The following is a 25,244-nucleotide window of genomic DNA, read 5'->3' as shown; positions in this document are numbered from 1 at the left end:
CGGGACTGTCCGGGTCACCCCGGTGTGCTGAACTGTCCGGGAAACATCGGATTCAGGAGCACCCTTGAACAGCTACCGTCAGCCCGGCGTCGTCCTCACCGACCGCCGCTTCACCGTGCCGCTCGACCACACCGACCCCGGCGGTGAGCAGATCGAGATCTTCGGCCGGGAGGTGGTGGCCGGTTCCAGGGCCGCGGAGGAGCTGCCGTGGCTGCTGTACCTGGAGGGCGGTCCCGGCTTCGGCGCCCGCCGCTTCACCGGCACGGAGGCCTGGCTGGGCCGCGCGGTGCGGGAGTTCCGGGTGCTGCTCCTGGACCAGCGCGGCACCGGCCTGTCCACCCCGGCCAACCGGCAGACGCTGCCGCTGCGCGGCGGCCCGCGGGAGCAGGCCGACTACCTGACGCACTTCCGGTCCGACAGCATCGTGCGGGACTGCGAGCTGATCCGCCCGCAGCTGACGGGCGGCGCGCCCTGGACGGTGCTGGGCCAGTCCTTCGGCGGCTTCTGCGCCGTGCGCTACCTCTGCGCCGCGCCGGAAGGGCTCAGCACCGTCCTGATCACCGGCGGACTGCCCTCGCTCGACGCCCACGCGGACGACGTCTACCGGGCCGCGTACCCGAGGATCGAGCGGAAGAACGCCGCGCACTACGCCCGCTACCCGCAGGACGTCGAGCGCGCCCGCGAGATCACCGCTCACCTCGCGGAGCACCAGTCCGAGAGCGCCGGACACCGGCTGACGCCCGAGGGGTTCCAGTCCCTCGGCATCATGCTCGGCGGCGGCAGCGGCAGCCACCAGCTCCACTACCTGCTGGAGAACGCCTTCGTCCGTACCCCGCACGGCACCGAGCTCTCCGACAGCTTCCAGGAGGCCATGCGCACGGCCTGCTCGTTCGCCGGGCACCCGCTGTACGCGCTCCTGCACGAGGCGATCTACGGTCACGGCGAACGCCCCACCGGCTGGGCCGCCGAACGCGTGCGCGCCGAGTTCCCGCAGTTCGACGCGGCGGCCGCGCTCAAGGGCGACGGCCCGGTCCTGTTCACCGGCGAGAGCATCCACCCCTGGCACTTCGACGTGGATCCGGCCCTGCGCCCGCTGCGCGAGACAGCAGAGCTGCTCGCCACCCGCGCCGACTGGGAGCCGCTGTACGACGCGGAGCGGCTGGCCGCCAACGAGGTGCCGGTGGCCGCCGCCGTCTACCACGACGACATGTACGTGGACACGGCCCACGCGCTGCGTACGGCCGCCTCGATCCGCGGGCTGCGCACCTGGGTGACCGACGAGTACGAGCACGACGGCTTGCGCGCGGGCGGCCCGAAGGTCCTGGACCGGCTGCTCGCCCTGGTCCGCGACGAGGTCTGAGACAGCGACGAAGCCCGGCCCGCGACGGAGCCTGGCCCGCGACGGAGCCCGGCCCGCGACGGGGCCGGGCGGGTCAGCCCTGGAGGGCGTCCAGCGTCGCGTCCAGGCTCGCCGCCGCCCGCGGGTCACGGTTGTACGGGAGCCTGGACAGGACTGCCGCCATGCCGCAACTGTCGGTCACCGCGGAGTACACCAGACCGGTGCCGATACCGGCGGACAGCCAGCGCGCGGCCGGATACCTGACGCCCGCCAGCAGACCGGCCACCACCAGCGAACCGGCGGCGAGCCGTACCTGCCGCTCCAGCGGCCAGCCGGCCCGGGAGCCGGCGGGGCGGTCCAGGTCGCGTCCCTCGCCCTCCCAGGCGGAGGTGCCGCCGGTCAGCGTGGCGGCGTCGATGTCGGCGGCCGAGAGGATGTCGCAGGCCCGGGTGGAGCGGACCCCGGAGGCGCAGACGACGAGCAGTGCTCCGCGTGCGGAGGCGGACTTGAGCGCGGGGACGGCCTCGGAGAGACGGTCGAGCGGGATGTTCAGGGCACCGGGAACGTGTCCGGAGGCGTACTCGCCGGGTCCCCGCACATCGATGACGGTGAACTCCGTGAGGCGGGCTGCGGCCTGGGCTGGTGAGAGCGATACGGGGCTGGTCACGAGCGGTGTTTCCTTTCGTTCACCGGGGCGGGGCGGGTTCTCGTTCTCTCCTGCCCCGGACGGGCCAGGGTACCCGGCGGGGTATCCGAAGCCGTGGTGGACGAAGTCCGGGCGGGCCGCGCTCCGCCCGGCAGGGACGCCGGTGCGGCGTCCCTGCCGGGCGGATTCGTACGGGCTCCGGTCAGTCGGTGCCGAACTCCATGGCGGCGCGGTCGAGCATCTGGTCGTCGTCGCCCTCCGCGCGGTCGCGGGAGGCGATGACCTCGGCGCCGCCCTGCGGCATCGCGCCGATCAGCCCGGTCGAGGCGGCCTGGGCGGCACCGATGAGCGTGGCGTGCGTGTTGCCGACGATGCCGAGATCGGCGTACTGCTCCAGCTTGGCGCGGGAGTCGGCGATGTCGAGGTTGCGCATGGTGAGCTGGCCGATCCGGTCCACCGGGCCGAACGCCGAGTTGTCGGTGCGCTCCATGGACAGCTTGTCCGGGTGGTAGCTGAACGCCGGACCGGAGGTGTTCATGATCGAGTAGTCCTCGCCGCGCCGCAGCCGCAGCGTCACCTCTCCGGTGACCGCCGCGCCGACCCAGCGCTGGAGGGACTCGCGGATCATCAGCGCCTGCGGGTCGAGCCAGCGGCCCTCGTACATGAGACGGCCCAGGCGCCGGCCCTCGTTGTGGTACTGCGCGACGGTGTCCTCGTTGTGGATCGCGTTGACCAGCCGCTCGTAGGCGGCGTGCAGCAGGGCCAGGGCCGGCGCCTCGTAGATGCCGCGGCTCTTGGCCTCGATGACCCGGTTCTCGATCTGGTCGGACATGCCCATGCCGTGGCGGCCGCCGATGGCGTTCGCCTCCATCACCAGGTCGACGGCGGAGGCGAACTCCTTGCCGTTGATCGTCACCGGGCGGCCCTGGTCGAAGCCGATCGTGACGTCCTCCGTGGCGATCTCGACCGCCGGGTCCCAGAACCGCACACCCATGATCGGGTCGACGGTCTCGACGCCCGTGTCGAGGTGCTCCAGGGTCTTGGCCTCGTGGGTCGCGCCCCAGATGTTGGCGTCGGTGGAGTACGCCTTCTCGGTGCTGTCGCGGTAGGGGAGGTCGTGGGCGAGCAGCCACTCCGACATCTCCTTGCGGCCGCCCAGCTCATGGACGAAGTCCGCGTCGAGCCAGGGCTTGTAGATCCGCAGGTGCGGGTTGGCGAGCAGGCCGTAGCGGTAGAACCGCTCGATGTCGTTGCCCTTGAACGTGGAGCCGTCGCCCCAGATCTGTACGTTGTCCTCAAGCATCGCCCGGACCAGCAGGGTGCCGGTGACGGCGCGGCCGAGCGGCGTGGTGTTGAAGTAGGCACGCCCGCCCGAACGGATGTGGAACGCGCCGCACGTGAGCGCCGCCAGCCCCTCCTCTACCAGCGCCGCACGGCAGTCGACCAGACGCGCGATCTCGGCGCCGTAGGCAGAGGCGCGGCCCGGGACCGACGCGATGTCGGGCTCGTCGTACTGGCCGATATCGGCGGTGTAGGTGCACGGGACGGCACCCTTGTCGCGCATCCAGGCGACCGCGACGGAGGTGTCGAGGCCACCGGAGAAGGCGATGCCGACGCGCTCGCCGGCCGGCAGGGAGGTAAGAACCTTAGACATAGGAAGAGTATGCGCTATTACGCATGATCATGCAAAGTGAGTTCGTGGACGCGCCGTCGGGGCGGAGTAGCGCCGACGTGTCCGCGCGCTGAACCGTCAGCGATCGCGGGGCAGCCTTTAGCCTGCCGGTATGACCGAGCAGCTGGAATCCATGCCCGTGGACTGGCGGCGCGCCCTCGCCGTCGTGGCGCACCCCGACGACCTGGAGTACGGCTGCGCGGCGGCCGTCGCCGTCTGGACGGACGGAGGGCGCGAGGTCGGCTACCTGCTGGCCACCCGGGGCGAGGCCGGCATCGACACCCTCGAACCGGAGAGGTGCGCGCCGCTGCGCGAGCGGGAGCAGCGCGCGAGCGCGGCGGTCGTCGGGGTCTCCCGGGTGGAGTTCCTGGACCATCGCGACGGGGTGATCGAGTACGGCGTGGAGCTGCGCCGCGACATCGCGGCCGCCATTCGCCGCTACCGGCCCGAGCTGATCGTCACGCTCAACCACCGCGACACCTGGGGCGGCGTCGCCTGGAACACCCCCGACCACCGTGCGGTCGGCCGGGCGACCCTGGACGCGGCGGGAGACGCGGGCAACCGCTGGATCTTCCCGGAACTGGCCGAGCAGGGCCTCGAACCGTGGGACGGGGTGCGCTGGGTGGCCGTCGCCGGATCGGCCACGCCGACGCACGCCGTCGACGTGACAGCCGGACTCGAACGCTCCGTGCGCTCGCTGCTCGCCCACCGCACGTACATCGAGGTGCTCACCGACCAGGACCCGGAGGAGTACTGCCGCACCTTCCTGGCCGGCAACGCGCAGACGTCGGGCGAGCGGTTCGGCGGCCGGCCCGCCGTCACCTTCGAGCTGTTCGCGCGCTGAGCCGGACGGGCTCTGGCCGACCCGGTTGTCTCGCCGTACCCTGTGCCGCACAAGGCATCCTGACGAAGCGTCAGTTATGGCGAGGACGGGAGGGGTGGCGGTGCTCGACATCCTCGATCACGGTATTCCGCGGGGAGAGGAGCGGATCACGCTCCGGATCGAGGACGGCGTGGGTGTGCTGACCCTCTGCCGGCCCGACCGGCTCAATGGCTGGAGCTGGGAGTCCAGCAGACAGCTCGGCATCATGGCGGACCGGATCAGATTCGACGGCTCGGTCCGGGCCGTCCTGCTGCGCGGCGAGGGCCGGGCCTTCTGCGCCGGGATCGATGTCACCGCGCCCGGTGGTGCCATCACCGGGCGTTCCCCCTCCGAACGCACCCAGAACACTTACGAGGGCATCCGCTGGGTGCACGAGCGCTTTGCCGCGTTCGCCGGGCTCCCGCAGCCGGTGGTCGCCGCCGTCCAGGGCTACTGCCTGGGCTTCGGCTTCGAGCTGGCGCTCATGGCCGATATCCGGATAGCCGCAGATGACGCCGTGTTCGCGCTCCCGGAGGCCGGTATCGGGGTCGCCGTCGACGCGGGCGGCGACATGCGGATCGCCCGCGAGGCCGGGGCGGGCTGGGCGAAGTACCTCGCGCTCACCGGAAACCGGATCGACGCGGCCACGGCCGAGCGGATCGGGCTGCTCCAGAAGGTCACGCCGCCCGGTGAACTGGAGGACGCCGCGCGGTCCGTCGCCGACGCGGTGGCGGCCAACGCCCCTTTGGCCGTACGGCACATCAAGCGCTCGGTCGACGCCTTCGCGGACGCCGGGATGGCCGCCGCGCTCGACCGGACGGCGCTGGCGGCCGCCCTCACCCTCACCTCGCAGGACTGCGCCGAGGGCTACGCGGCCAAGGCCGCCCGCCGGCCGCCGCACTTCGAGGGCGGCTGATTCACCGCCCGCCGGGGCCGGGCGGGGCGAACGGGCCGCGGCCCAGCTGCTCGCGCACCGGTACCACGGGCGGGGCGACGAGCGAGCGGCGCTGCCAGTTCGCACCGTCGACGACGAGCGAGTGGCCGGAGACGAAACCGGCGTACGGCGAGGCCAGGAACGTCGCCGCCCAGCCCAGTTCGCGGGGCAGGCCGACCCGTAGGGCGGGCTGCCGCGCGTCGTGCTCGTTGGGCTGTTTGTGTGCCCTGCGCCCGGGGTCCGCTTCGTCGGCCTGGTCCAGGTGGCCGCGGATGTCGGTGGTCATGTCCTCGTGCGGCATCAGCCCCGGCACCAGTCCGTTGATCCGGATGCCGTACGGACCCCACTCCACGGCGAGCGTCTCGACCAGGTTCTTGACCCCTGCCTTGGCGGCGGCCGAGTGGGCGTAGCCGGGGCCGCCGGTCCAGGCGTACGACGCCCCGACGCTGACGATCGAGCCCGGCGTGCCGGCCGCGAGGTGGCGCCGCCCGAACTCCCGGGTCATGAACCAGGTGCCGGTCAGCGTGATGTCGAGGACCGCCCGCCAGGCATTCGGCGACAGGTCCTCCGCGGGGGAGGGGAAGTTGGCGGCCGCGTTGTTGATCAGTACCTCCGGCAGTCCCAGTCGGGCCTCGGCCGCGTCGAACACCGCCGCGATCCGGTCGGGGTCGCGGATGTCGGCCGATGCCGTCATGACCCGGCCGCCGGTCAGGGGGGCCAGTTCGTCCCGGGCGGCGGTCAGCCGTTCGGTGTTCCGGCCGACCAGCACCAGATCCGCGCCGAGCCGGGCGAATTCGGCGGCGATCGCCTTGCCGAGTCCGGAGCCGCCGCCGGTCACCAGCACCACGACGCCGTCGTACGTGCCGGGGGGTAACGCGCTGGCGCCCAGTGGGGGAGGAGCGGCGAATCCGGAGGTGCGCATGGGCTCTGTCATGGCGCATAACTACCGCGCCCGAAGGTAAAACACCAGGTCCACGCAGTGATGTTGTCCAGACCATTGACATGTAAGCGCCAGGATGTTGAATTCGGTCCAGTTGTGTTGCGCGACTCTGATGACTTGAGTGATCAATGGAGGATCTGTGACGCCTCGCCCACCTCGTCTCACCGCCCTGGCCGCCTCTGCGGCCCTGCTCGTCGGTGGCCTGCTGGCCGCCGGGCCGTCCGCACAGGCGGCCGGCCCCACCGCGACCGACACCCCGACGAAGGCCCAAGGCGGCCCCGGGGCCCCCACGATCACCCCGACCCCGCAGTCGGTGAGGAGCCGGTCCGACCGGATCACCATCACTCCCACCGTCACCGTGGTGGCCGGCGAAACGGCCGACGAGTCCTCGCTCGCCGTCGTTGAGACCGCCCTGGAGCGGGCCGGTGCGCAGCGCGTCGTCCGGAGCGCGCGGCCCTCCGAGGGCGGGCTCACCGTCCACGTCGGTGACGCCGGCGCGCTCGCCGCCCAGAAGCTCGAAGGCACCGACGGACTGCCCGCCGACGGCTACGTCCTCGGCGTCGGGGCGGGCCGCATCGTCCTCGCGGGCAAGGACACCACCGGCACGTACTACGCCGCGCAGAGCCTGCGCCAGATCCTGCCGCACCAGCGGCGGCCTGGCGCCCGGGTCGGCGGACTCGCGGTGCGCGACTGGCCGGGCACCGCGCTGCGCGGCGTCATCGAGGGGTTCTACGGCACCCCCTGGTCGCAGAAGGCCCGGCTGGACCAGCTGGACTACTACGGCGAGCACAAGATGAACATCTACGTGTACTCGCCCAAGGACGACGCCTACCTCCGCGAGAAGTGGCGCGACGGCTACCCGGTCGACCAGTTGGCGCAGATCAAGGAGCTCGCAGACCGGGCGGTCCAGCGGCACGTCGAGTTCACCTACGCGCTCTCTCCCGGACTGTCGGTCTGCTACAGCTCGGACGCGGACATCAAGGCCCTCGTCGACAAGTTCCAGACGATCTGGGACATCGGCGTACGGACCTTCGCGGTGCCGCTCGACGACATCAGCTACACCGACTGGAACTGCGACGCCGACAAGGAGAAGTGGGGGACCGGCGGCGGTGCGGCGGGAGCCGCGCAGGCGTACCTGCTGAACCGGGTCAACAAGGAGTTCATCGCCACCCACCCCGGCGCGCAGCCGCTCCAGATGGTCCCCACCGAGTACTACAACACCATCGAATCCGCCTACAAGACTGCCCTTTCCGAACAGCTCGACCCGGATGTGCTCGTCGAGTGGACCGGCGTGGGAGTCGTCGCGCCGACCATGACGGTGGCTCAGGCGGACACCGCCCGCGAGGTGTTCGGGCACCCGATCCTGACCTGGGACAACTACCCGGTGAACGACTACGCGACCGACCGGCTGCTCCTCGGCCCGTTCAACGGACGCGAGAAGGGGCTCCCGGGCAGGCTCGCGGGCATCACCGCCAACCCGATGATCCAGCCGTACGCCTCGAAGCTCTCGCTGTACACCGTCGCGGACTACTCCTGGAACGACGCCGCCTACGACCCGCGCACCTCCTGGGGCAAGGGGCTCAAGGAGTACGCGGGAGGCGACGCCCGCACCGAGCAGGCGCTGCGCGCCTTCGCCGATGTCAACTACAGCTCCGCGCTCAACAGCGACAAGGCGCCGGAGCTGGCGGCGGAGGTCGCGCGCTTCTGGAGGTCCGGCGACGCGAAGCGGCTCACCACCGTGCTCGGAAACCTCGGCGCGGCCCCCGCCCGGCTGCGCGCGGCACTTCCGGACCGGGGTTTCGTCGAGGACTCCGGCCCCTGGCTGGACGCCACCGAGGCCTGGGCGACCGCGTCCAGCACCGCCCTGCGCATGGTCGAAGCGGCCCGTGCGGGGAACGGCGCACAGGCCTGGGACCTCCGGCAGCGACTGCCCGCGCAGGTCGAGCACGCCAAGTCCTTCGTCTACACAGGTCTCGGCGGCGACAAGGTGCCGGTCCACGTAGGTGACGGGGTGCTGGACGGGTTCGTCGACGCGGCCACCGCCGAGTACGACCGGATCCTCGGCGTGAGCGGCCGGCCCAGCGCCTCGACGAGCCTCGGCACCTACCAGGGCAACACCGCCGCCCGGATGCTCGACGGCGACGACGCCACGTACTTCTGGAGCGACGGGGCGCCCTCGGTGGACGATCAGCTCACCGTCGACCTGGGCCGGTCCAGGGACATCGGCGACATCACGCTCGCCATGGGGAAGCCCGGCAGCACCGACGACTACCTGCACGACGGAGTGCTGGAGTACTCGGCCGACGGCAGGAGCTGGCAGCCGCTCACCGCCTTCTCCGGCAAGCCGGACGTCGCCGCGACCGCGCCCGCCGGTACGAAGGCCCGCTATGTACGGGCGCGGGCGACCGAGGCCCAGACCAGCTGGGTCGTCGTCCGTGAGTTCCACGTCGCGACCACGGACGGAGCGGTCACCGGCGACCCGCCCGCCGCCACCGGCTCCGCCATGGAATCGGCGGCCGACGGGGACCCGGGCACGGTCTACCGCGCCGCACGGGCCCCGCAGGCCGGTGAGTTCCTTGAGGTGGGGCTCGGCAGCGCGCGTGCGGTCGGCTCGGTCGTGGTCCTACGGCCGGCCGGTGCCAAGGGTGCGGCGGACATCCAGCTGCGGAACGCGGACGGCGACTGGCAGACCGTCGGCCGGCTCGGTGGCGCGTACACCCGCATCGACACGCACGGCCGGACCGCCGACGCGGTGCGGCTGACCTGGCGCAAGGGCGCGGAGGCGCCGCAGATCGCGGAGGTGGTGGCGGGAACGTAGCGGCCCGCCCGAAGTGCGCCCGGCACCCCCGCACCCATGCGGGCGGGGCCGGGCGCACAGCCATGTCGCGGCCGGTCCGGCACGGTCCCTCCATACGCCCCCGGCCGGATCGGTCACCCTCGGGTTGTTCCCAGAGGGGCAAGCGACCGCTTAGTATGCGCCGGAGCAGTGGTAATGCCGACAGTGTTGTGGAGGCCCCTCATGCAGGCATGGCGAGTGCACCGGAACGGCGAGCCCAGCGAGGTGATGCGGCTGGAAGAGACGGACCGGCCCACGCCCGGCGACGGGCAGGTGCTCGTCGAGGTGCTCGCGGCGAACATCAACTTCCCCGACGCCCTGCTCTGTCGAGGCCAGTACCAGGTCAGGCCGCCGCTGCCGTTCACGCCCGGCGTGGAGATCTGCGGCAGGACCGAGGACGGGCGCCGGGTGCTCGCCACCCCCGCGCTGCCGCACGGCGGATTCGCCCAGTACGTCGTCGCGGACGAGGCGGCCCTGCTGCCCGCCCCGGAAGCCTTGGACGACGCCGAGGCTGCCGCGCTGCACATCGGCTACCAGACGGGCTGGTTCGGGCTGCACCGCCGCGCGCACCTGGAGGCGGGGGAGACCCTGCTCGTGCACGCCGCCGCCGGCGGGGTCGGCAGCGCCGCCGTCCAGCTCGGCAAGGCCGCCGGGGCCACCGTCATCGGCGTCGTCGGCGGACCCGAGAAGGCGAAGACCGCCGCCACGCTCGGCTGCGACCTGGTCATCGACCGGCGCACCGATGACATCGTGGCCGCGGTCAAGGAGTTCACCGGCGGCCGGGGTGCCGACGTCGTCTACGACCCGGTCGGCGGCGACGCGTACGCCAAGTCCGTGAAGTGCGTCGCCTTCGAGGGACGGGTGATCGTCGTCGGCTTCGCCAGCGGAGTGATCCCCACTCCGGGGCTCAACCACGCGCTCGTGAAGAACTACTCGGTCCTCGGGCTCCACTGGGGCCTGTACAACACGAAGGACCCGCAGGCGGTCCGCGACTGTCACCGGGAGCTGACCCGGCTCGCCACGGAGGGTGTCATCAAACCCCTGATCAGTGAGCGTGTCGCGATGGACGGGGCGGCGGCCGCCGTCCAGCGTGTCGCCGACGGCACCAGCACCGGCCGCATCGTCGTCCTCCCGTCGGGAGCCGCCCGATGACCGCCCCCGACGCCGCCGGACTGCGCCGCCGCACCCGGGAACTGCTCGCCGCCCACCCGCCTGCCACCACGGACCGCACCGACTTTCTCAAGGCGCGCTTCGACGCCGGACTGGCCTGGGTGCACTACCCGGCCGGACTCGGCGGCCTCGACGCGCCGCGCTCCCTCCAGACAGTCGTCGACGCCGAACTCGCCGCCGCCGGCGCTCCGGACAACGATCCGCGCCGCATCGGCATCGGCCTCGGCATGGCCGCTCCCACCATCCTCGGCTTCGGCACCGACGAGCAGAAGCGGCGCTTCCTGCGCCCGCTGTGGGTCGGGGAGGAGGTGTGGTGCCAGCTCTTCAGCGAACCGGGCGCCGGCTCCGACCTGGCCGCCCTCTCCACCCGCGCCGTCCGCGACGAAGGGGGCACCTCCCGTTCGAGCGAAGCCGAGAGTGGGGGCGACTGGGTGGTCGACGGGCAGAAGGTCTGGACGTCCAGCGCCCACCTGGCGCGCTGGGCGATTCTCATCGCCCGTACCGACCCCGACGTGCCCAAGCACCGAGGCATCAGCTACTTCATCTGCGATATGACCGACCCGGGTGTCGAGGTCCGGCCGCTGCGGCAGATCACCGGCGAGGCCGAGTTCAACGAGGTCTTCCTCACCGGAGTCCGCATCCCCGACAGCCACCGGCTCGGCCCGGTCGGCGAGGGCTGGAAGGTCGCACAGACGACGCTCATGAACGAGCGCGTCTCCATCGGCGGGGCGCGTATCCCGCGCGAGGGCGGCATGATCGGACCGGTCGCCGCGACCTGGCGCGAACGCCCCGAACTGCGTACCCACGATCTGCACCAGCGCCTGCTCACACTCTGGGTGGACGCCGAGGTCGCCCGGCTCACCGGAGCGCGCCTGCGCCAGCAGCTCGTCGCCGGACAACCGGGCCCAGAGGGATCCGGAATGAAGCTCGCCTTCGCCCGGCTCAACCAGGAGATCAGCGGACTCGAAGTCGAACTCCTGGGCGGCGAGGGGCTGCTGTACAGCGACTGGACGATGCGCCGGCCCGAACTCGTCGACTTCACCGGCCGCGACGCCGGGTACCGCTACCTCCGCTCGAAGGGCAACTCCATCGAGGGCGGCACGAGCGAGGTACTGCTCAACATCGTCGCCGAACGCGTGCTCGGTCTGCCCGCCGAACCGCGCAACGACAAGGACGTCGCCTGGAAGGACCTGTCCCGATGACCGCACGGCGCGAAGAGAACCGGCACGAAGAGAACCGGCACGAAGAGAGCCGGACAGAAGAGAGCCAGGCGCCCGATCTGCTGTACTCGGAGGCCGAGGAGGACCTGCGCGCCGCCGTCCGCTCGCTCCTGGACGCCCGGTGCGACGCGCCGGCCGTGATCGCCCGCACCGAGTCCGGCACGCCGTACGACCCGGAGCTGTGGAAGGCGCTCGCCACCGGCATCGGGGCCGCCGGACTCCTGGTGCCGGAGAAGCTCGGCGGTCAGGGGGCCGGGCACCGCGAGGCCGCCGTGGTCCTGGAGGAACTCGGCCGCAGCGTCGCCCCGGTGCCGTACCTGACCAGCTCCGTCGTCGCCACCCGGACGTTGCTCGCGCTCGGCGGCCAGGACGGGCCGGTGGCCGCGCTGCTGACCGAACTGGCCACGGGCCGCAGGACCGCCGTGCTCGTGGCGCCGTTCTCTGCCGCGGCGCCGGAGACCACCGCGGCGTTCTCAGCCGCGTCGCGGGACGCCGCGCCGGACACCGGCACCCCGCTCGCCGCCCTCGACGGCACGCTCGGCCCGATCGCGGACGCGGCCGCCGCCGACGTCCTGCTGGTGCCCACCGCCGACGGCCTGTACGCGGTCGACGCGGACACCCCGGGCGTCGCCTTCGCACCGCTCGTCGCGCTCGACCTGACCCGCCCGCTCGCCACCGTCACCCTGAGCGGCGCCACCGGAACCCGCCTCGCGGACGCCGGGACCGCTCGGGAAGCGGTGCGCGCGGGGCTGCTGTCCGGAGCCGGGCTCCTCGCCTCTGAGCAGCTCGGGATCGCCGAGTGGTGCCTGACCGAGACGGTCGGGTACACCCGTGAGCGCCACCAGTTCAACCGTCCCGTCGGCTCGTTCCAGTCGCTCAAGCACCGCATGGCGCAGCTCTGGCTGGAGGTCGTCTCGGCGCGGGCGGCGGCGCGCAACGCCGCGGACACGCTGGCCACCGGCAGCCCCGACGCGCCGCTGGCGGTGGCCGTCGCGCAGGCGTACTGCTCCAAGGTCGCCGTCCACGCGGCGGAGGAGTGCGTCCAGCTGCACGGCGGTATCGGGATGACCTGGGAGCACCCGGCGCACCTGTATCTGAAGCGCGCCAAGGCCGACTCGATCGCGTACGGCACGGCGGGCCGCCACCGCGAGACCGTCGCCGAACTGATGGAGCTGCCCGCGCCCTGAGACCCGTGGGGCGGGTCCCCGGCAGGACCGGCCGGCCGGGGGCCGCCCAAGCCCTGTCCCCGGCCGCCCAGCCTTACCCGTTTGGCGGACACGCCAGTGCGCCGGATGGCTCCTCCGCTACGCCAAACTGGCCGCCGAATGCCGCAATTCAGGCGCGGCGGAGGAGGTTGGCCATGGCCATTTCGATCTCACTGGTGCTGCTTCTGCTGATCCTGGCGGTGATCTTCCTCCGCAACGGCGGACTGAAGATCTCACACGCGCTGGTCTGCGGCCTGCTGGGGTTCTTCCTCGCGGGGACGAGCATGGCGCCCACCATCCAGGAGGGCCTGACCGCCACCGCCGACGTCGTGAGCAGCATCAGGCCCTGACCCCGTCGCCGGTCCGGTGGCTCCGCCCGGCCGGGCCGGGCCGCCGGACAGTGCCCCGAGCGCCGCGGCCAGCCGGTCCCGCGCCTCGGTCTGGGCGGCGATCCGGGCTTCGAGGACCGCGAGCCGCTCGCGGGCGATCCGCAGCCCCTGCGGGGAGGGCGGGGAGGCGGCGACATCGCCGTCCAGGCAGGGCAGGAACGCCCGCACGTCGTCCAGCGTGAGCCCGGCGGCCAGCAGGTGGCGGATGTTCCGGACCCGGACGACCGTGCGCGCCTCGTACACGCGGTATCCGTTGGCGGCCCGCCGCGAAGTGATCAGCCCGGCCTGCTCGTAGTGGCGCAGCGCACGCGCGGTCGTCCCGGTGACCGTGGCCAGTTCGCCGATCAGCACGCCCACCACCTCCCCGTTCACTCCTATCACGCGACCACCGCACCGCCGTCGACCGGGAGAACCGCACCGGTGATGAACGAGGCGTCCGGTGAGGCGAGATACGTGATCGAGCGTGCCACTTCCGCCGGTGTGCCGCGCCGGCGCATCGGCGTGTGCGCCAGCTGCCATTCCCGCAGCGCCGCCAACTGCTCGGGCGTCAGTCCCTGGTGCTTGCCGATCGGGGTCCCGATCGCACCGGGCGCGACCGCCACGACGCGGATGCCGCGCGGCGCGAGTTCGACCGCCCAGGTGCGGGTGAACAGCTCCATGGCCACCTTGGTCGCCGCGTAGACGGAGCCGCCCGGCCACCCCCGCTGCCCGATCGAGGTGCTGATGTTCACGATGACGCCGCCGGAGGCCTCCAGCAGGGGCAGTGCGGCCCGGGAGAGCAGGAGGGGCGCGATCAGGTTGGTGGCGATCTGCGGCTCGATGATCTCGTTGGTCACGGCGTCGAGCGCGGCGCTGCGGACCACGGCGGCGTTGTTGACCAGCACATCGAGCCGCCCGTACGTCTCCCGCGCGGTGCGGACGATCCGTTCGGGCTCACCGGGGCCGGTGATGTCGGCCACCAGCGGCACGACGCGGTCGTGCCCGGCGGCGGTCTCCTCCAGCGGGCCGGGGCGCCGCCCGATGACGAGCACGGTGGCCCCCTCGGCGGCGAAGGCGTGGGCGGTGGCGCGGCCGATGCCGGTCCCGGCACCGGTGATGGCGACGACCCGGTCGGCGGAAGATCCGGAAGGTGCTGAGCTGCTGTTCATGCGGCAATCGTTCAACCCTGCCGCCAATGGCAAGGTCAAGCAGCGGCGTGGAAACGCGCACAGATGGTCCCGCTACGTACAGGAACCAATGTGTTTCAGTCGGCCGGCTACCTTGTGAGGCTTTTCAGGGGTCCTGGGCATTCGGGTATGAAACGGTCCGGTGGGGTGCGCGACAGCGCGTACCGTATCCCCGTCCGGCACGGCAACGGCTGCCGGGCGCCGCACCGAGCCGGGACCCGGAGAACGCAGCCATGTCATTGCCCCCACTCGGACGCGAACCGGGCGCCGTGCACCACGAGCACTGCCGTAGCAGCCGCTGCTGCCGTTGCCAGCAGCGGCCCTGGGCGACGGTCGCCGGCTTCGAACGGCTCTGCGGACTGTGCGCCTCCTGCTGCCGGGAGTGCGGCCGGGCACCCGCCCGGCATCTGGACGGGCTCGACCACGGACTGTGCGGCGACTGCCGGGGCCTGTGCAACCGCTGCCGCACCCCGCTCACCCCGGACGGGGACTGCCAGTGCCGGAAGTGGCAGCGGCCGGGCGCGGACCCGGTCGGCTACCTCCTGCACGTGCTTCCGCAGCCGCTGATGAGGGAGTTCGGCGGCCAGTATCCGGCCGAACTCGTCGAGATGATCCACCGGGAGCTCGGCCGGCGCAGCCCGGACCAGCTCCTGGACCGGGTGGAGCGCCGGTGGAACGCGCGCTGGGCCCACACCCTCCAGGAGAAGGACGAGGACGGCGGGCGGCGCTGGCCGCCCCTGGAGATCGCCGGACACCTGCTCGGCTCGGCATTCTGCGAGGACCCGCAGTGCGAGGACGGCCGGCTGATCCACACCGATACCGCGTGCCCCCGGTGCGGACTGGCGCCGCACCGGTTCGTGCCCGCCCAGGCGGACCGCAGGGCGACCTCGGAGCGGGCCAGGAGCACGGCCGCCGAGATCCGGCGCGAGCTGCTCGACCGCCGGACCGGCGCGCGGCGCGGAGCGGGCGGAGCACGCCGGGGCGGCGGGGGATCCGGCGACGCCGCACGGCCGTGAGGCGCCGATGGAACACGGCGCGTTTCTGATTCCCCGCCGGGGGTGCCCGGTTCCTGATCAGCCGCCCACCAGCCGCGACCGGATCAGGAACCGCACCCCCTCCGGGGCCTCCAGCGAGAAGCCGCTGCCCCGGCCCTCCACCACATCCACGATCAGCCGGGTGTGCGCCCACACCTGCGACTGACTCCTCGACATCCAGAACGGAATGCTCTCCGCCACCCCGTCGACCTCAAGAGAGGCGAGCAGTACGTCGGAGCCGCCGGTACGGAACTCACCGTCCTGGTAACACATCGGCGCGCTACCGTCGCAGCAGCCGCCCGACTGGTGGAACATCAACGGTCCGTGCAGCCCGCGCAGCCGCCGCAGCAGATCGGCGGCCGCGGGCGTCAGCTCCACCGGCGGCGCGTCCTCGGTACTCATGGCCGCACCCTCTCGCATCGGTTCACGGACCGGCCTCCCTCCGGGCACCGCGCGGATCGCGGTACGCGCACGGCCTCCATACAACCCTGCCGGACGTTGCGGCGGGGTTGCGCGGGCCTGGAGCCGGCCCCTCAGCCCGCCGCCGCCCAGGCGTAGCGGTGTTCCGGGCGGCCGGTGTCCCCGTACTTCAGCGTGAGGCTGATCCGGCCCGCGCCCTCCAGGTACTTGAGATAGCGCTGGGCGGTCGAGCGGCTCAGACCGGCCCGCGCGGCGACCTCGTGCGCGGACAGCGGCTCATCGGCCGCGAGCAGGACCTGGCGGATGACATCGGCGGTCGGCGCGGAGTGCCCCTTCGGGAGCCCGGCCGCGGCGACCGACTCCGAGGTGCGCAGCGCCCCGAAGATCTGGTCGACCTGCTCCTGGCCGGCTTCCCCGCGGCGGCTCTCCACACCCTCCAGCGTGCGCCGCAGCGTCGCGTAGCTCTCCAGCTTCGAGCGCAGGCCGCCGAAACTGAACGGTTTGACCAGGTACTGCAGGGCGCCGTACCGCATCGCGGTCCGCACGGTCACCACATCACGGGCCGCCGTCACCATGATCACGTCGGCCGGATGGCCGATCTGGTGCAGCTGACGCACCAGCGTGAGCCCCGTCCGGTCCGGCAGATAGTGATCGAGCAGGATCAGATCGATGTGCTCGCGCTCCAGGACAGACAGCGCCTGCGCGGCCGTGTGAGCCCGGGAGACGACCCGGAAGCCCGGCACCTTGGCCACGTACGCCGCGTTGATCTCCGCCACCCGGAAGTCGTCGTCCACCACCAGAACGTCAATCACTGCACCCCTCCGACTTCGGCCCGCTGCCGGACGGCGAGCGCCTCCGGCAGGACGACGGTGAAGACGGCGCCGCCACCGGCCCTGGCCGTGACCCGGGCCGCGCCGCCGTAGCGCTCGGCGAGGCGGCGCACCAGCGCCAGTCCGAGCCCCCGCTCCCGGTGGGCCGGGGGCTCCTTGGTGGACCAGCCCTCGGTGAAGATCTGCTCCCGCATGGCGACGGGCACCCCGGGCCCGTTGTCGCTGACCCGCAGGACCGCCGTGGTGCCCTCTGCGAACAGCTCCACCTCGACCAGCGTGGCGGCGTCCAGGGCGTTGTCGATGAGATTGCCCAGTACGGTCACCAGATCGCGCGGATCCACCACGACGTCGGGCAGCCGGGTGGCGGGGGAGACCAGCAAGGACGCGCCGCGCTCCGCGGCCACCGCGGACTTGCCGACCAGCAGCGCGGAGAGCAGCGGATCGTTCACCCGCTCCGCGACCTGCTCGGCCGAGGCCCGGTGCCCGTCCGACACCTCGGTGACGAACTCCACCGCCGCCTCGTGCCTGCCCAGCTCCAGCAGACCCAGCAGGGTGTGCAGCCGGTTGGCGTGCTCGTGGTCCTGAGCACGGAGCGCGTCGAGCAGCCCGTGCGTGGAGTCCAGCTCGCGGCCCAGCAGTTCGAGCTCGGTGCGGTCGCGCAGCGTCACCACGGCGCCGCCGTCACCGGTCGGCATCCGGTTCGCGATCAGCACCCGCCCCCGGCAGACGGTGAGCAGATTCGCGCCGTCGACCCGGCCCGCCAGCACCTCAGCCGTGCGCCCCGGCGGCAGCACGTCGCCCAGCGCCCGGCCGACGGCGTCCGGGGCCAGCTCCAGCAGCCGCTGCGCCTCGTCGTTGAGCAGCCGGATGCGCCCGCGCGCGTCGAGCGCGAGCACCGCCTCCCTGATGCTGTGCAGCATCGCCTCCCGCTCGTCCAGCAGCGCGGAGATGTCCGCGAAGGCCAGACCATGGGTGTTGCGCTGGATGCGCCGGGAGACGAAGAACGCCGCCAGCACCCCCGCGGCCAGCGCGGCTCCCGCGTACTGCAGGAGCACCGGAATGGTGGAGAGCAGCCCCTGCCGGACGCTCTTGTACGCGATGCCCACCGAGACGGCCCCGACCACGGTGCCGGAACGGTCGCGCAGCGGAACCTTGGCCCGCGCCGAGCGCCCCAGGGTGCCGATGTCGATCTGCATGATCTCGCGGCCGGCCAGCGCCGTGCTCGGATCGGTCGAGACGGGTTCGTTGATGCGGGCGGTCTCGGTGTGCGACCACCGCACCCCCCGGGTGTCCATCACCACGATGTACAGCGCCCCGGTGGCCCGCCGGATCCGCTCCGCCTCTGCCTGTACGGGCCCGGACGGATCGGGCCGGGTGGAGAGCAACTGGTCCACCAGGCCGGGTTCCGCGGCGGTGGTCTGCGCGATGGACAGGGCCCGGCGCATCGCCTGGTCGTCCAGCTCGTGGCTGAGCGGGGCGAGGAAGAGCCCGGTGACGAGCATGACCACCCCCGTCGTGATCGCCACCTGGGTGACCAGGACCTGGGCGAAGACACGGCGGGGCCAGTGAATCCGCATGTCCGTGTCCTCTGCTCTCCCGCGGACGCACTGCCGCGGTCCTCGAATCCGGTACTCCGATCGGCTCGGTGTAAACGCAAGGTAAACGGCGCCGGCCTCGCTGCCTAGCCCTCGTCTCCGCTTCGTTGTACGGGAGTGAGCACAATGAGCAGAACCACGGGTAACAGGCAGAACCAGGAGTTGTGAGCGCAAGGCTCCCGCCGCTGCCGGACCGCCCCTAGCGTCCCGCCCCATGAACAGCGAACTGAGCCCCGCCATCGAGCTGCGGGGGGCGAGCAAAGCGTTCCGGACTCCGTCGGGGGCGCTCCACACCGCCGTACGGGATCTGGACCTGACGATCGGCAGGGGTGAGTTCGTCGCGGTCGTCGGCCCCACCGGCTGCGGCAAGTCGACGACCCTGACCCTGATCAGCGGCCTTGAGGAGCCCACGGAGGGAGAGGTACTGGTCTCCGGCGAACCGGTGCGCGGCATCGGTGACAAGGTCGGCTTCGTCTTCCAGCAGGACGCGGTCTTCCCCTGGCGGACCGTCCTGTCCAACGTGATGGCGGGGCCCCGCTTCCGGGGCGTGCCGAAGGCAGAGGCGAAGGAACGCGCACGGGCCTGGCTGGACCGGGTCGGCCTGTCCTCCTTCGAGGACCGCTATCCGCACCAGCTCTCCGGGGGCCAGCGCAAGCGGGTCGCACTCGCGGCGACGTTCGTCAACGACCCGGAGATCCTGCTGATGGACGAGCCGTTCTCGGCCCTCGACGTGCAGACCCGGGCCCTGATGTCCGACGAACTGCTGGAGCTGTGGGGCGGCACCGGAGCCTCCGTCGTCTTCGTCACGCACGACCTGGAGGAATCCATCGCGCTCGCCGACAAGGTGGTCGTGATGACCGCGGGCCCGGCCACCGTCAAGGAGGTCTTCGAGATCGGACTGCCCCGTCCGCGCAAGGTCGAACAGGTGCGCCTTGAGCCCCGGTTCCTGGAGATCTACCGGGAGATCTGGTCCTCGCTCGGCGAAGAGGTCCGCATCACCCGCGAGAGGGGTGCGGCCGATGCCGCCTGAGACCGTCACCAAGACCGCCGCCGTGATCCCGACCGGCCGGACCGAGGCCAGGGCGCGGGCCGCCCGCAACCGCAGGATGCTGGTGCTGGCCAGCCGGATCGCCGTGCTCGTCGCGGTCGTCGGGCTGTGGGAGTGGCTGGCCAGGACAGCCGTCATCGACCCGTTCAACTTCTCCATGCCGTCGAAGATCTGGGAACAGATCCGTACCTGGGTGACCGACGGAACCGCCCAGGGATCCCTGTGGGAACAGATCTGGTACACCCTCTACGAGGCGCTGCTCGGCTGGGTCATCGGCGTGATCGCCGGCGTGCTGTTCGGTATCGCGCTCGGCCGGGTCCGCTTCGCCGCCGATGTCCTCGGCCCGTACATCAAGGTGCTCAACGCCCTGCCGCGCATCGTGCTCGCCCCGATCTTCCTGATCTGGTTCGGCCTCGGCCCGGCGTCCAAGGTCGCCTCCGCGGTCGTCCTGGTGTTCTTCCCGGTCTTCTTCAACGCCTTCCAGGGCGCCAGGGAGGTCGACCGCAACCTCGTCGCCAACTCCCGCATCCTCGGCGCCAGCAACCGGCAGGTCACGCTCCAGGTGGTCATTCCGTCGGCCACCTCGTGGATCTTCACCAGCCTCCACGTCAGCTTCGGCTTCGCGCTGATCGGCGCCATCGTCGGTGAGTACATCGGCGCCACCAAGGGCCTCGGTCTGCTGGTCGCCGCCTCGCAGGGCACCTTCAACGCGGCGGGCGTCTACGCCGCCATGGCCATCCTCGCGGTCGTCGCCCTGCTCGCGGAGGGGCTGCTCACCTTCCTGGAGAAGAAGCTCTTCCGCTGGAAACCGGCCGACGCCGACACCGCGCGCTGACCCGAGCCCTTCTCCCTCCCTCCGTGACACCTCTTCCCCTCCCGGGAACCCCCTTCACAAGGACGTGAACCAGATGCGTATGTCCCCCCGGATCCCGGCCCTCGCCGTCGCCGGAGCCCTCGCCGCGGCGAGCCTGACCGCCTGCGGAGGAGACTCCACCTCCGCGTCCGGCGACAAGAACGACAGCGTGAAGATCATGGTGGGCGGCCTCGACAAGGTCATCTACCTGCCCGCGATGCTCACCGAGCGGCTCGGCTACTTCAAGGACGAGGGCGTCGCCGTCCAGCTGCTGACCGAGCCCGCCGGCGTCCAGGCGGAGACCGCGCTGGTCTCCGGCGACGTACAGGGAACCGTCGGCTTCTACGACCACACCCTCGACCTCCAGGTGAAGGGCAAGCACATCGAGTCGGTGGTCCAGCTCTCCCAGGCCCCGGGAGAGGTCGAGATGGTCTCCGACAAGGCGGCGGGCGACATCGGCTCCGCGAAGGACTTCAAGGGCAAGAAGCTGGGAGTGACGGGCCTCGGCTCCTCGACCGACTTCCTGACGAAGTACCTCGCCGTGAAGAACGGCGTGCAGACCAGCGAGTTCACGCCCGTCGCGGTCGGAGCCGGCCAGACGTTCATCTCCGCGCTCCAGCAGGGCTCCATCCAGGGCGGCATGACCACCGACCCGACCGTGGCCACCATCCTCGACAAGAAGCTCGGCAGCATCCTCGTCGACATGCGGACCCCGGAAGGCTCCAGGAAGGCGCTCGGCGGCCTCTACCCGTCCTCCAGCCTCTACATGCAGACCGAGTGGGTCGACGCCCACAAGCCGACCGTGCAGAAGCTGGCCAACGCCTTCGTGAAGACCCTGAAGTGGATGTCGACGCACAGCGCCGACGAGATCGCCGCGAAGATGCCGGCCGACTACGCACAGGGCGGCGGCGCGGCGCTGTACGCGCAGTCCATCAAGAACACCCTGCCGATGTTCACCACGGACGGGGTGATGCCCCCGGACGGACCGGCCACCGTCGAGCGGGTCCTGAAGGCCTTCAACCCGAACCTCAAGAACGCGGACGTGGACCTCTCCAAGACGTACACCACGGAGTTCGTGAAGAAGGCGCACTGAGCCACGACGGATCCGGCCCGCGCCCGTCACGCCTTCGCGTGCGGGCGCGCGGCCACGTATCGGCTGGGACGGCCCCGCGGTTGCCGGTTATTCGGCGACGGTCCCGCCGGCCGGCCGGTCCGGCTCCAGGCACGCGGTCGGAACCGTGGCCGCAGAACCCCGCCGGACGGCGTTCACCACGGCCTCGTGCAGCGACCGGCTCTCCTGCTCGGAGGAGCAGGGAACGGGACTGCCGGACATGGTGAACCAGTCGGCCGCATCGGTGTACTGCACCGTGATCTGTGCAGTGTCGTCGGCCCATGTGGTGTGGACGGTCAGATCGCCGGACAGCGGCCCGACCTCCTCGGTGAGCACGCCACCGTGCCCCGAATACACTCCGCGAGTCGTCCAGGACGCCCAGGTCATGCTTCCAGGCTCGCACCAAAACGCCCGGATCGCGACCCGCGGGAGGCAATATCCCTTGCGACGTCTGGGGAATCGGGCCCTGCCGCCTCGCTGCTCCGTCGCCCGGGGCTCCCGTGTCACGGACGGGCGGGTCCGGACCCGGAACACGGTTGATCGGGTGACTACCACCCGTCTCCCCACATGCCGGAGCCGCAGGGCGGTTAGGCATGCCGGCATGACATATGACCCCCGACCGAAGAACACCGGATTCCTGCGCGCCCACCGCCTCCGCGCGGCCGGCGCCGCCTGCGTCGTCCTGACCGCGGCCCTGCTCACCGGCTGCGGCCAGGACAGCGGCAGCACGTCGACGAAGACGGAGACCTCCGAAGCCGCGCGTGCCGTCCCGGAGCGCACGACCAGTCCCTCGCCCAGCCCGAGCGCCTCGCTGACCAAGGACCAGGAGAAGCGGAAGAAGCTGCTGGCCTCCACCAAGATCACCTTCGGTAAGGCCGTCACCACGGCCGAGGGAGCCGTCAAGGGCGGCAAGGTGACCGAACTCGAACTGAAGGGCCCCGGGAAGTCGGACGACGACACCGACGCGTCCGCCTCAGCCTCCGCGTCCACCTCCGCGAGCGCGTCCATGAGCGCCTCCCCGACCGGTGCCAGCTCCTCACCGAGCGGCTCCAGCGCCTCCCCCTCCGCCAGCCCCTCCGCCACCGGCCCGGAGTGGGTGGCGACCGTCGTCGCGAAGGACGGCACCGAGCACACCGTGCGCATCGACGCGGTCACCGGCAAGGTGCTCCAGTCCGTCGAGGACCCGGACCAGGACACGGAGGACAAGAGCCGGGCGGCCGAGCGGATCGCCAAGGCCACCCAGACGCCGCAGCAGGCGGCCAAGGCCGCGACGGACAAGGCCAAGGGCACCGTGACCTCCCTCGACCTGGACGAGAACGACAAGAACGTCCTCGTCTGGTCCGTCGACGTCGTGGCCAAGGACTACAAGGAGACGACGGTCGACATCGACGCGGCCAGCGGCTCCGTCACCGGCGAGGACGTCGACGACGACTGACCCGGCCTCGGCAGCACACAAAGCGCGCCCCCGGTCCGCGCGGACCGGGGGCGCACCTGTTGTCATTCGGCCGGTACCGGCTCCGACTCCGGCTGCGCCCCGTCCGCCGCCGGATCGAACTGGGTCCGGTACAGCTCCTCGTACCGTCCGCCCGCCGCCAGCAGCTCGCTGTGCGTACCCCGCTCGGCCACCCGGCCCTCCTCGATGACCAGGATCAGATCGGCCGCCCGCACGGTCGAGAGCCGGTGGGCGATCACCACGGCGGTACGTCCCTCCAGCGCCTCGGCGAGCGCCTCCTGCACGGCCGCCTCCGAGGTCGAGTCCAGGTGCGCGGTCGCCTCGTCGAGGATGACGACGCGCTGCCGGGCCAGCAGCAGCCGGGCGATCGTCAGCCGCTGACGTTCACCACCCGACAGCCGGTAGCCGCGCTCGCCCACCACCGTGTCGAGACCGTCGGGCAGCGAGGCCACCAGCCCGTCGAGGCGGGAACGTCGCAGGGCGTCCCAGATGTCGTCCTCACTCGCTCCGGGCCTGGCGAGCGTGAGATTGGCGCGGACCGACTCATGGAAGAGGTGCCCGTCCTGGGTGACCATGCCGAGCGTCTCGCGGATCGACTCGGCGGTCAGATCGCGTACGTCGACGCCGTTCAGCCGCACCGAGCCGGAATCGGCGTCGTACAGCCGGGGCAGCAGCTGCGCGATCGTCGACTTGCCCGCACCCGAGGAACCGACCAGAGCGACCATCCGGCCGGGCTCGGCACGGAAGGAGACCTTGTGCAGCACCTCCGTACCGCCCCGGGAATCGAGGGTCGCGACCTCTTCGAGGGAGGCGAGGGAGACCTTGTCCGCGGACGGGTAGCCGAAGGACACCCCGTCGAACTCCACCGACACCGGACCGTCCGGCACCCTGCGGGCATCCGGCTTCTCGGAGATCAGCGGCTTCAGGTCGAGGATCTCGAAGACCCGCTCGAAGCTCACCAGCGCGCTCATCACCTCGACCCGGGCACCGGCCAGCGACGTCAGCGGGGCGTAGAGGCGGGTGAGCAGCAGCGCGAGCGACACGACCGCGCCCGCCTCCAGGCTCCCGCGCAGCGCGTAGTAGCCGCCGAGCCCGTAGACGAGCGCGAGCGCCAGCGCGGACACCAGGGTGAGCGCCGTGATGAACGTCGACTGCGCCATGGCCGTACGGATACCGATGTCCCTGACCCTGGAGGCGCGCGCGGCGAACTCGGCGGACTCGTCGGCGGGGCGCCCGAAGAGCTTCACCAGGGTCGCGCCGGGAGCAGAGAAACGCTCGGTCATCTGGGTGCCCATGGCGGCGTTGTGACCTGCGGCCTCACGCTGCATCCGGGCCATCCTGGAGCCCATCCGCCGCGCGGGCACGACGAACACCGGCAGCAGGACGAGCGCCAGCAAGGTGATCTGCCAGGAGATGGTGAGCATCACCGTGAGGGTCAGCAGCAGGGTCACCAGATTGGAGACCACACCGGACAGGGTGTTGCTGAACGCCCGCTGCGCCCCGATGACGTCGTTGTTGAGCCGGCTCACCAGCGCTCCGGTGCGGGTCCGGGTGAAGAAGGCGACCGGCATCCGCTGCACATGGTCGAAGACCGCTGTGCGCAGGTCCAGGATCAGCCCCTCGCCCAGGGTGGCCGACAGCAGTCGGGTCAGCAGCCCGAGCCCCGCCTCGGCCACGGCGATCACGGCGATCAGCAGGGCCAGCCGGGTCACCGTGCCGTTCTCCTTGCCCTCCACGATCGCGTTGACCACCCGGCCGGCCAGCACCGGCGTGGCCACCGCCAGCAGGGCCATGACCACGCTCAGTACCAGGAAGCGGTACAGCTCACGGCGGCGCGGCCGGGCGAAGGCGCCGATCCGGCGCACGGTCGCCCGGGAGAAGGGCCGGCGGTCCTGCTGGGCGTTCATCGCACTGTGCAGCGACGACCACGCCGTGACTTCCATACTCATGCGTGCCTCCGGGAACGAGTCGATGCTCCCGTCGGCCGGACACGGCCAGGGGCGCGGACAGAACGCTAAGATCTCAAGTTGACTTGAGGTCAACCGCTTTCTCCGCGCCCGGCGCAGGATCTCATGCCCCGTCCGGCGGACAGGCCGGAACCGGCTATCGCCCGGAACCGGGTATCGCCCGGAACGCCCACTCCTCGGTGCCGCCCACGGCCCGGACGGCGGACCACGTAGAATCGGCCCCGTTTCCGGCCGAACGATGGCATACCCAACCGATTGAGGCAGTTCGACGTGAGTTTCACAGACAGTTCAGAGGCACCGATCTACGCCGGTCTCGTGGAGGAGCACGGGGACGTCCTGGCGGAGGTGCGCCGAGTGGCTGAGGAGACTCTGCGCGAGGCCGACCTGGCCGTCGACTTCAGCGATGTACGCAGGTCCGCGGCGTATCGCTGACAGCTGACCGGCCCCGTTCCGGCGGCAGCACGCCCGCTCATCGCACCCCTTCCTACCCCCGCGTCCCGGCCCTCGCGCGGCCCCGTGCCGCGCACCTTCGGGGTCTCTCGCACTGCGGACCC

23 protein-coding genes and 1 pseudogene are annotated in these 25,244 nt (G+C 71.7%); 14 read left to right on the top strand and 10 right to left on the bottom strand.

The genetic code is table 11. The annotated features are described in order from the left end of the window. The first annotated feature begins 64 nt into the window (after nt 1-64). Complete coding sequence (locus tag ACZ601_RS01410; RefSeq protein ID WP_469531894.1) at nt 65-1,360, top strand: alpha/beta fold hydrolase; 1,296 nt, start codon at nt 65-67, stop codon at nt 1,358-1,360. 73 nt (nt 1,361-1,433) lie between these two features. Here the strand turns inward: ACZ601_RS01410 and ACZ601_RS01405 are convergent, their stop codons facing one another. Beyond that, complete coding sequence (locus ACZ601_RS01405; RefSeq protein WP_440573234.1) at nt 1,434-2,006, bottom strand: rhodanese-like domain-containing protein; 573 nt, start codon at nt 2,004-2,006, stop codon at nt 1,434-1,436. A 181-nt stretch (nt 2,007-2,187) separates the two neighbouring features. Then, nucleotides 2,188-3,639: an argininosuccinate synthase gene (gene argG / locus ACZ601_RS01400; protein ID WP_073734012.1), complete on the bottom strand. Its 1,452-nt coding sequence runs from the start codon at nt 3,637-3,639 to the stop codon at nt 2,188-2,190. 130 nt (nt 3,640-3,769) lie between these two features. Here argG and ACZ601_RS01395 point away from each other — a divergent pair, with 130 nt between their 5' ends. After that, nucleotides 3,770-4,501, top strand: coding sequence for a PIG-L deacetylase family protein (locus ACZ601_RS01395; protein WP_469531892.1), 732 nt, complete (start codon nt 3,770-3,772; stop codon nt 4,499-4,501). Nucleotides 4,502-4,577: 76 nt separating this feature from the next. Then, nucleotides 4,578-5,435, top strand: coding sequence for an enoyl-CoA hydratase/isomerase family protein (locus tag ACZ601_RS01390; protein ID WP_469531890.1), 858 nt, complete (start codon nt 4,578-4,580; stop codon nt 5,433-5,435). Between the two features lies 1 nt (nt 5,436). On the opposite strand, the gene ACZ601_RS01385 is transcribed toward ACZ601_RS01390, so the two are convergent. Continuing rightward, a complete protein-coding gene (locus ACZ601_RS01385) occupies nt 5,437-6,387 on the bottom strand; it encodes an SDR family oxidoreductase (RefSeq protein WP_469531889.1) in 951 nt (316 codons plus the stop codon). A 145-nt stretch (nt 6,388-6,532) separates the two neighbouring features. Between ACZ601_RS01385 and ACZ601_RS01380 the strand changes: the two genes are divergently transcribed. The 5 genes from ACZ601_RS01380 to ACZ601_RS01360 all read left to right on the top strand — a co-directional run bounded on the left by ACZ601_RS01380 (nt 6,533) and on the right by ACZ601_RS01360 (nt 13,174). Continuing rightward, entirely contained in the window at nt 6,533-9,211 is a 2,679-nt protein-coding gene (locus ACZ601_RS01380) for a beta-N-acetylglucosaminidase domain-containing protein (protein WP_469531887.1), read from the top strand. A 201-nt stretch (nt 9,212-9,412) separates the two neighbouring features. Beyond that, a complete protein-coding gene (locus ACZ601_RS01375; RefSeq protein ID WP_469531885.1) occupies nt 9,413-10,381 on the top strand; it encodes an NADPH:quinone oxidoreductase family protein in 969 nt (322 codons plus the stop codon). Further along, a complete protein-coding gene (locus ACZ601_RS01370) occupies nt 10,378-11,601 on the top strand; it encodes an acyl-CoA dehydrogenase family protein (protein WP_469531884.1) in 1,224 nt (407 codons plus the stop codon). The genes ACZ601_RS01375 and ACZ601_RS01370 overlap by 4 nt, the downstream gene beginning before the upstream one ends. After that, nucleotides 11,598-12,806: an acyl-CoA dehydrogenase family protein gene (locus tag ACZ601_RS01365; RefSeq protein ID WP_469531882.1), complete on the top strand. Its 1,209-nt coding sequence runs from the start codon at nt 11,598-11,600 to the stop codon at nt 12,804-12,806. Before ACZ601_RS01370 ends, ACZ601_RS01365 begins: the two co-directional genes overlap by 4 nt. A 173-nt stretch (nt 12,807-12,979) precedes the next feature. Then, complete coding sequence (locus ACZ601_RS01360) at nt 12,980-13,174, top strand: hypothetical protein (RefSeq protein WP_024489726.1); 195 nt, start codon at nt 12,980-12,982, stop codon at nt 13,172-13,174. Nucleotides 13,175-13,201: 27 nt separating this feature from the next. On the opposite strand, the pseudogene ACZ601_RS01355 reads toward ACZ601_RS01360, so the two are convergent. Then, nucleotides 13,202-13,564 (bottom strand): annotated as a pseudogene (locus ACZ601_RS01355) (MerR family transcriptional regulator); the annotation flags it as partial. A 26-nt stretch (nt 13,565-13,590) separates the two neighbouring features. After that, nucleotides 13,591-14,361 carry an SDR family NAD(P)-dependent oxidoreductase gene (locus tag ACZ601_RS01350; RefSeq protein ID WP_469531880.1) on the bottom strand — a complete coding sequence of 257 codons (771 nt, stop codon included), beginning with the start codon at nt 14,359-14,361 and terminating at the stop codon, nt 13,591-13,593. A 251-nt stretch (nt 14,362-14,612) separates the two neighbouring features. Here ACZ601_RS01350 and ACZ601_RS01345 point away from each other — a divergent pair, with 251 nt between their 5' ends. Further along, nucleotides 14,613-15,395: a hypothetical protein gene (locus tag ACZ601_RS01345; protein WP_469531878.1), complete on the top strand. Its 783-nt coding sequence runs from the start codon at nt 14,613-14,615 to the stop codon at nt 15,393-15,395. A 57-nt stretch (nt 15,396-15,452) separates the two neighbouring features. Here ACZ601_RS01345 and ACZ601_RS01340 read toward each other — a convergent pair whose 3' ends face one another. The 3 genes from ACZ601_RS01340 to ACZ601_RS01330 form a co-directional block, all read right to left on the bottom strand. Then, nucleotides 15,453-15,815, bottom strand: coding sequence for a DUF779 domain-containing protein (locus ACZ601_RS01340; protein ID WP_440573243.1), 363 nt, complete (start codon nt 15,813-15,815; stop codon nt 15,453-15,455). Nucleotides 15,816-15,946: 131 nt separating this feature from the next. Beyond that, nucleotides 15,947-16,645 carry a response regulator gene (locus tag ACZ601_RS01335; protein WP_469531876.1) on the bottom strand — a complete coding sequence of 233 codons (699 nt, stop codon included), beginning with the start codon at nt 16,643-16,645 and terminating at the stop codon, nt 15,947-15,949. After that, nucleotides 16,642-18,240 (bottom strand): ATP-binding protein, encoded by a 1,599-nt coding sequence (locus ACZ601_RS01330; RefSeq protein ID WP_469531874.1) that lies wholly within the window; start codon nt 18,238-18,240, stop codon nt 16,642-16,644. The genes ACZ601_RS01335 and ACZ601_RS01330 overlap by 4 nt, the downstream gene beginning before the upstream one ends. Nucleotides 18,241-18,472: 232 nt before the next feature. Here ACZ601_RS01330 and ACZ601_RS01325 point away from each other — a divergent pair, with 232 nt between their 5' ends. The 3 genes from ACZ601_RS01325 (at nt 18,473) to ACZ601_RS01315 (ending at nt 21,252) form a co-directional block, all read left to right on the top strand. Beyond that, nucleotides 18,473-19,288 carry an ABC transporter ATP-binding protein gene (locus ACZ601_RS01325; protein ID WP_440573246.1) on the top strand — a complete coding sequence of 272 codons (816 nt, stop codon included), beginning with the start codon at nt 18,473-18,475 and terminating at the stop codon, nt 19,286-19,288. Beyond that, entirely contained in the window at nt 19,278-20,141 is an 864-nt protein-coding gene (locus ACZ601_RS01320; protein WP_440573247.1) for an ABC transporter permease, read from the top strand. The genes ACZ601_RS01325 and ACZ601_RS01320 overlap by 11 nt, the downstream gene beginning before the upstream one ends. Nucleotides 20,142-20,214: 73 nt before the next feature. After that, a complete protein-coding gene (locus ACZ601_RS01315) occupies nt 20,215-21,252 on the top strand; it encodes an ABC transporter substrate-binding protein (protein WP_469531872.1) in 1,038 nt (345 codons plus the stop codon). A gap of 87 nt (nt 21,253-21,339) precedes the next feature. On the opposite strand, the gene ACZ601_RS01310 is transcribed toward ACZ601_RS01315, so the two are convergent. Next, nucleotides 21,340-21,657 carry a hypothetical protein gene (locus ACZ601_RS01310; RefSeq protein ID WP_469531871.1) on the bottom strand — a complete coding sequence of 106 codons (318 nt, stop codon included), beginning with the start codon at nt 21,655-21,657 and terminating at the stop codon, nt 21,340-21,342. Nucleotides 21,658-21,871: 214 nt separating this feature from the next. On the opposite strand from ACZ601_RS01310, the gene ACZ601_RS01305 reads away from it, so the two are divergent. Next, a complete protein-coding gene (locus ACZ601_RS01305; RefSeq protein ID WP_469531869.1) occupies nt 21,872-22,705 on the top strand; it encodes a PepSY domain-containing protein in 834 nt (277 codons plus the stop codon). 62 nt (nt 22,706-22,767) lie between these two features. Here the strand turns inward: ACZ601_RS01305 and ACZ601_RS01300 are convergent, their stop codons facing one another. Continuing rightward, nucleotides 22,768-24,672, bottom strand: a complete 1,905-nt coding sequence (locus ACZ601_RS01300; RefSeq protein ID WP_469531867.1) for an ABC transporter ATP-binding protein — start codon at nt 24,670-24,672, stop codon at nt 22,768-22,770. A gap of 288 nt (nt 24,673-24,960) precedes the next feature. On the opposite strand from ACZ601_RS01300, the gene ACZ601_RS01295 reads away from it, so the two are divergent. Next, nucleotides 24,961-25,122 (top strand): hypothetical protein, encoded by a 162-nt coding sequence (locus ACZ601_RS01295; RefSeq protein WP_199884365.1) that lies wholly within the window; start codon nt 24,961-24,963, stop codon nt 25,120-25,122. The last annotated feature ends 122 nt before the right edge of the window (nt 25,123-25,244 follow it).

Source organism: Streptomyces sp. NPDC104307 (assembly GCF_055584045.1).
The sequence above is the reverse complement of the archived record's forward strand: the minus strand, read 5'-3'. Positions and strand labels throughout refer to the sequence as shown.

What these genes read in the sequence shown, in the direction of transcription:
- ACZ601_RS01345 (WP_469531878.1), top strand. Translation starts at nt 14,613, where the DNA reads ATGTCATTGCCCCCACTCGGACGCGAACCGGGCGCCGTGCACCACGAG.
- ACZ601_RS01360 (WP_024489726.1), top strand. Translation starts at nt 12,980, where the DNA reads ATGGCCATTTCGATCTCACTGGTGCTGCTTCTGCTGATCCTGGCGGTG.
- ACZ601_RS01320 (WP_440573247.1), top strand. Translation starts at nt 19,278, where the DNA reads ATGCCGCCTGAGACCGTCACCAAGACCGCCGCCGTGATCCCGACCGGC.
- ACZ601_RS01365 (WP_469531882.1), top strand. Translation starts at nt 11,598, where the DNA reads ATGACCGCACGGCGCGAAGAGAACCGGCACGAAGAGAACCGGCACGAA.
- ACZ601_RS01350 (WP_469531880.1), bottom strand. Translation starts at nt 14,361, where the DNA reads ATGAACAGCAGCTCAGCACCTTCCGGATCTTCCGCCGACCGGGTCGTC.
- ACZ601_RS01385 (WP_469531889.1), bottom strand. Translation starts at nt 6,387, where the DNA reads ATGACAGAGCCCATGCGCACCTCCGGATTCGCCGCTCCTCCCCCACTG.
- ACZ601_RS01390 (WP_469531890.1), top strand. Translation starts at nt 4,578, where the DNA reads ATGGCGAGGACGGGAGGGGTGGCGGTGCTCGACATCCTCGATCACGGT.
- ACZ601_RS01325 (WP_440573246.1), top strand. Translation starts at nt 18,473, where the DNA reads ATGAACAGCGAACTGAGCCCCGCCATCGAGCTGCGGGGGGCGAGCAAA.
- ACZ601_RS01315 (WP_469531872.1), top strand. Translation starts at nt 20,215, where the DNA reads ATGCGTATGTCCCCCCGGATCCCGGCCCTCGCCGTCGCCGGAGCCCTC.
- argG (WP_073734012.1), bottom strand. Translation starts at nt 3,639, where the DNA reads ATGTCTAAGGTTCTTACCTCCCTGCCGGCCGGCGAGCGCGTCGGCATC.
- ACZ601_RS01300 (WP_469531867.1), bottom strand. Translation starts at nt 24,672, where the DNA reads ATGAGTATGGAAGTCACGGCGTGGTCGTCGCTGCACAGTGCGATGAAC.
- ACZ601_RS01395 (WP_469531892.1), top strand. Translation starts at nt 3,770, where the DNA reads ATGACCGAGCAGCTGGAATCCATGCCCGTGGACTGGCGGCGCGCCCTC.
- ACZ601_RS01310 (WP_469531871.1), bottom strand. Translation starts at nt 21,657, where the DNA reads ATGACCTGGGCGTCCTGGACGACTCGCGGAGTGTATTCGGGGCACGGT.
- ACZ601_RS01330 (WP_469531874.1), bottom strand. Translation starts at nt 18,240, where the DNA reads ATGCGGATTCACTGGCCCCGCCGTGTCTTCGCCCAGGTCCTGGTCACC.
- ACZ601_RS01375 (WP_469531885.1), top strand. Translation starts at nt 9,413, where the DNA reads ATGCAGGCATGGCGAGTGCACCGGAACGGCGAGCCCAGCGAGGTGATG.
- ACZ601_RS01305 (WP_469531869.1), top strand. Translation starts at nt 21,872, where the DNA reads ATGACATATGACCCCCGACCGAAGAACACCGGATTCCTGCGCGCCCAC.
- ACZ601_RS01340 (WP_440573243.1), bottom strand. Translation starts at nt 15,815, where the DNA reads ATGAGTACCGAGGACGCGCCGCCGGTGGAGCTGACGCCCGCGGCCGCC.
- ACZ601_RS01370 (WP_469531884.1), top strand. Translation starts at nt 10,378, where the DNA reads ATGACCGCCCCCGACGCCGCCGGACTGCGCCGCCGCACCCGGGAACTG.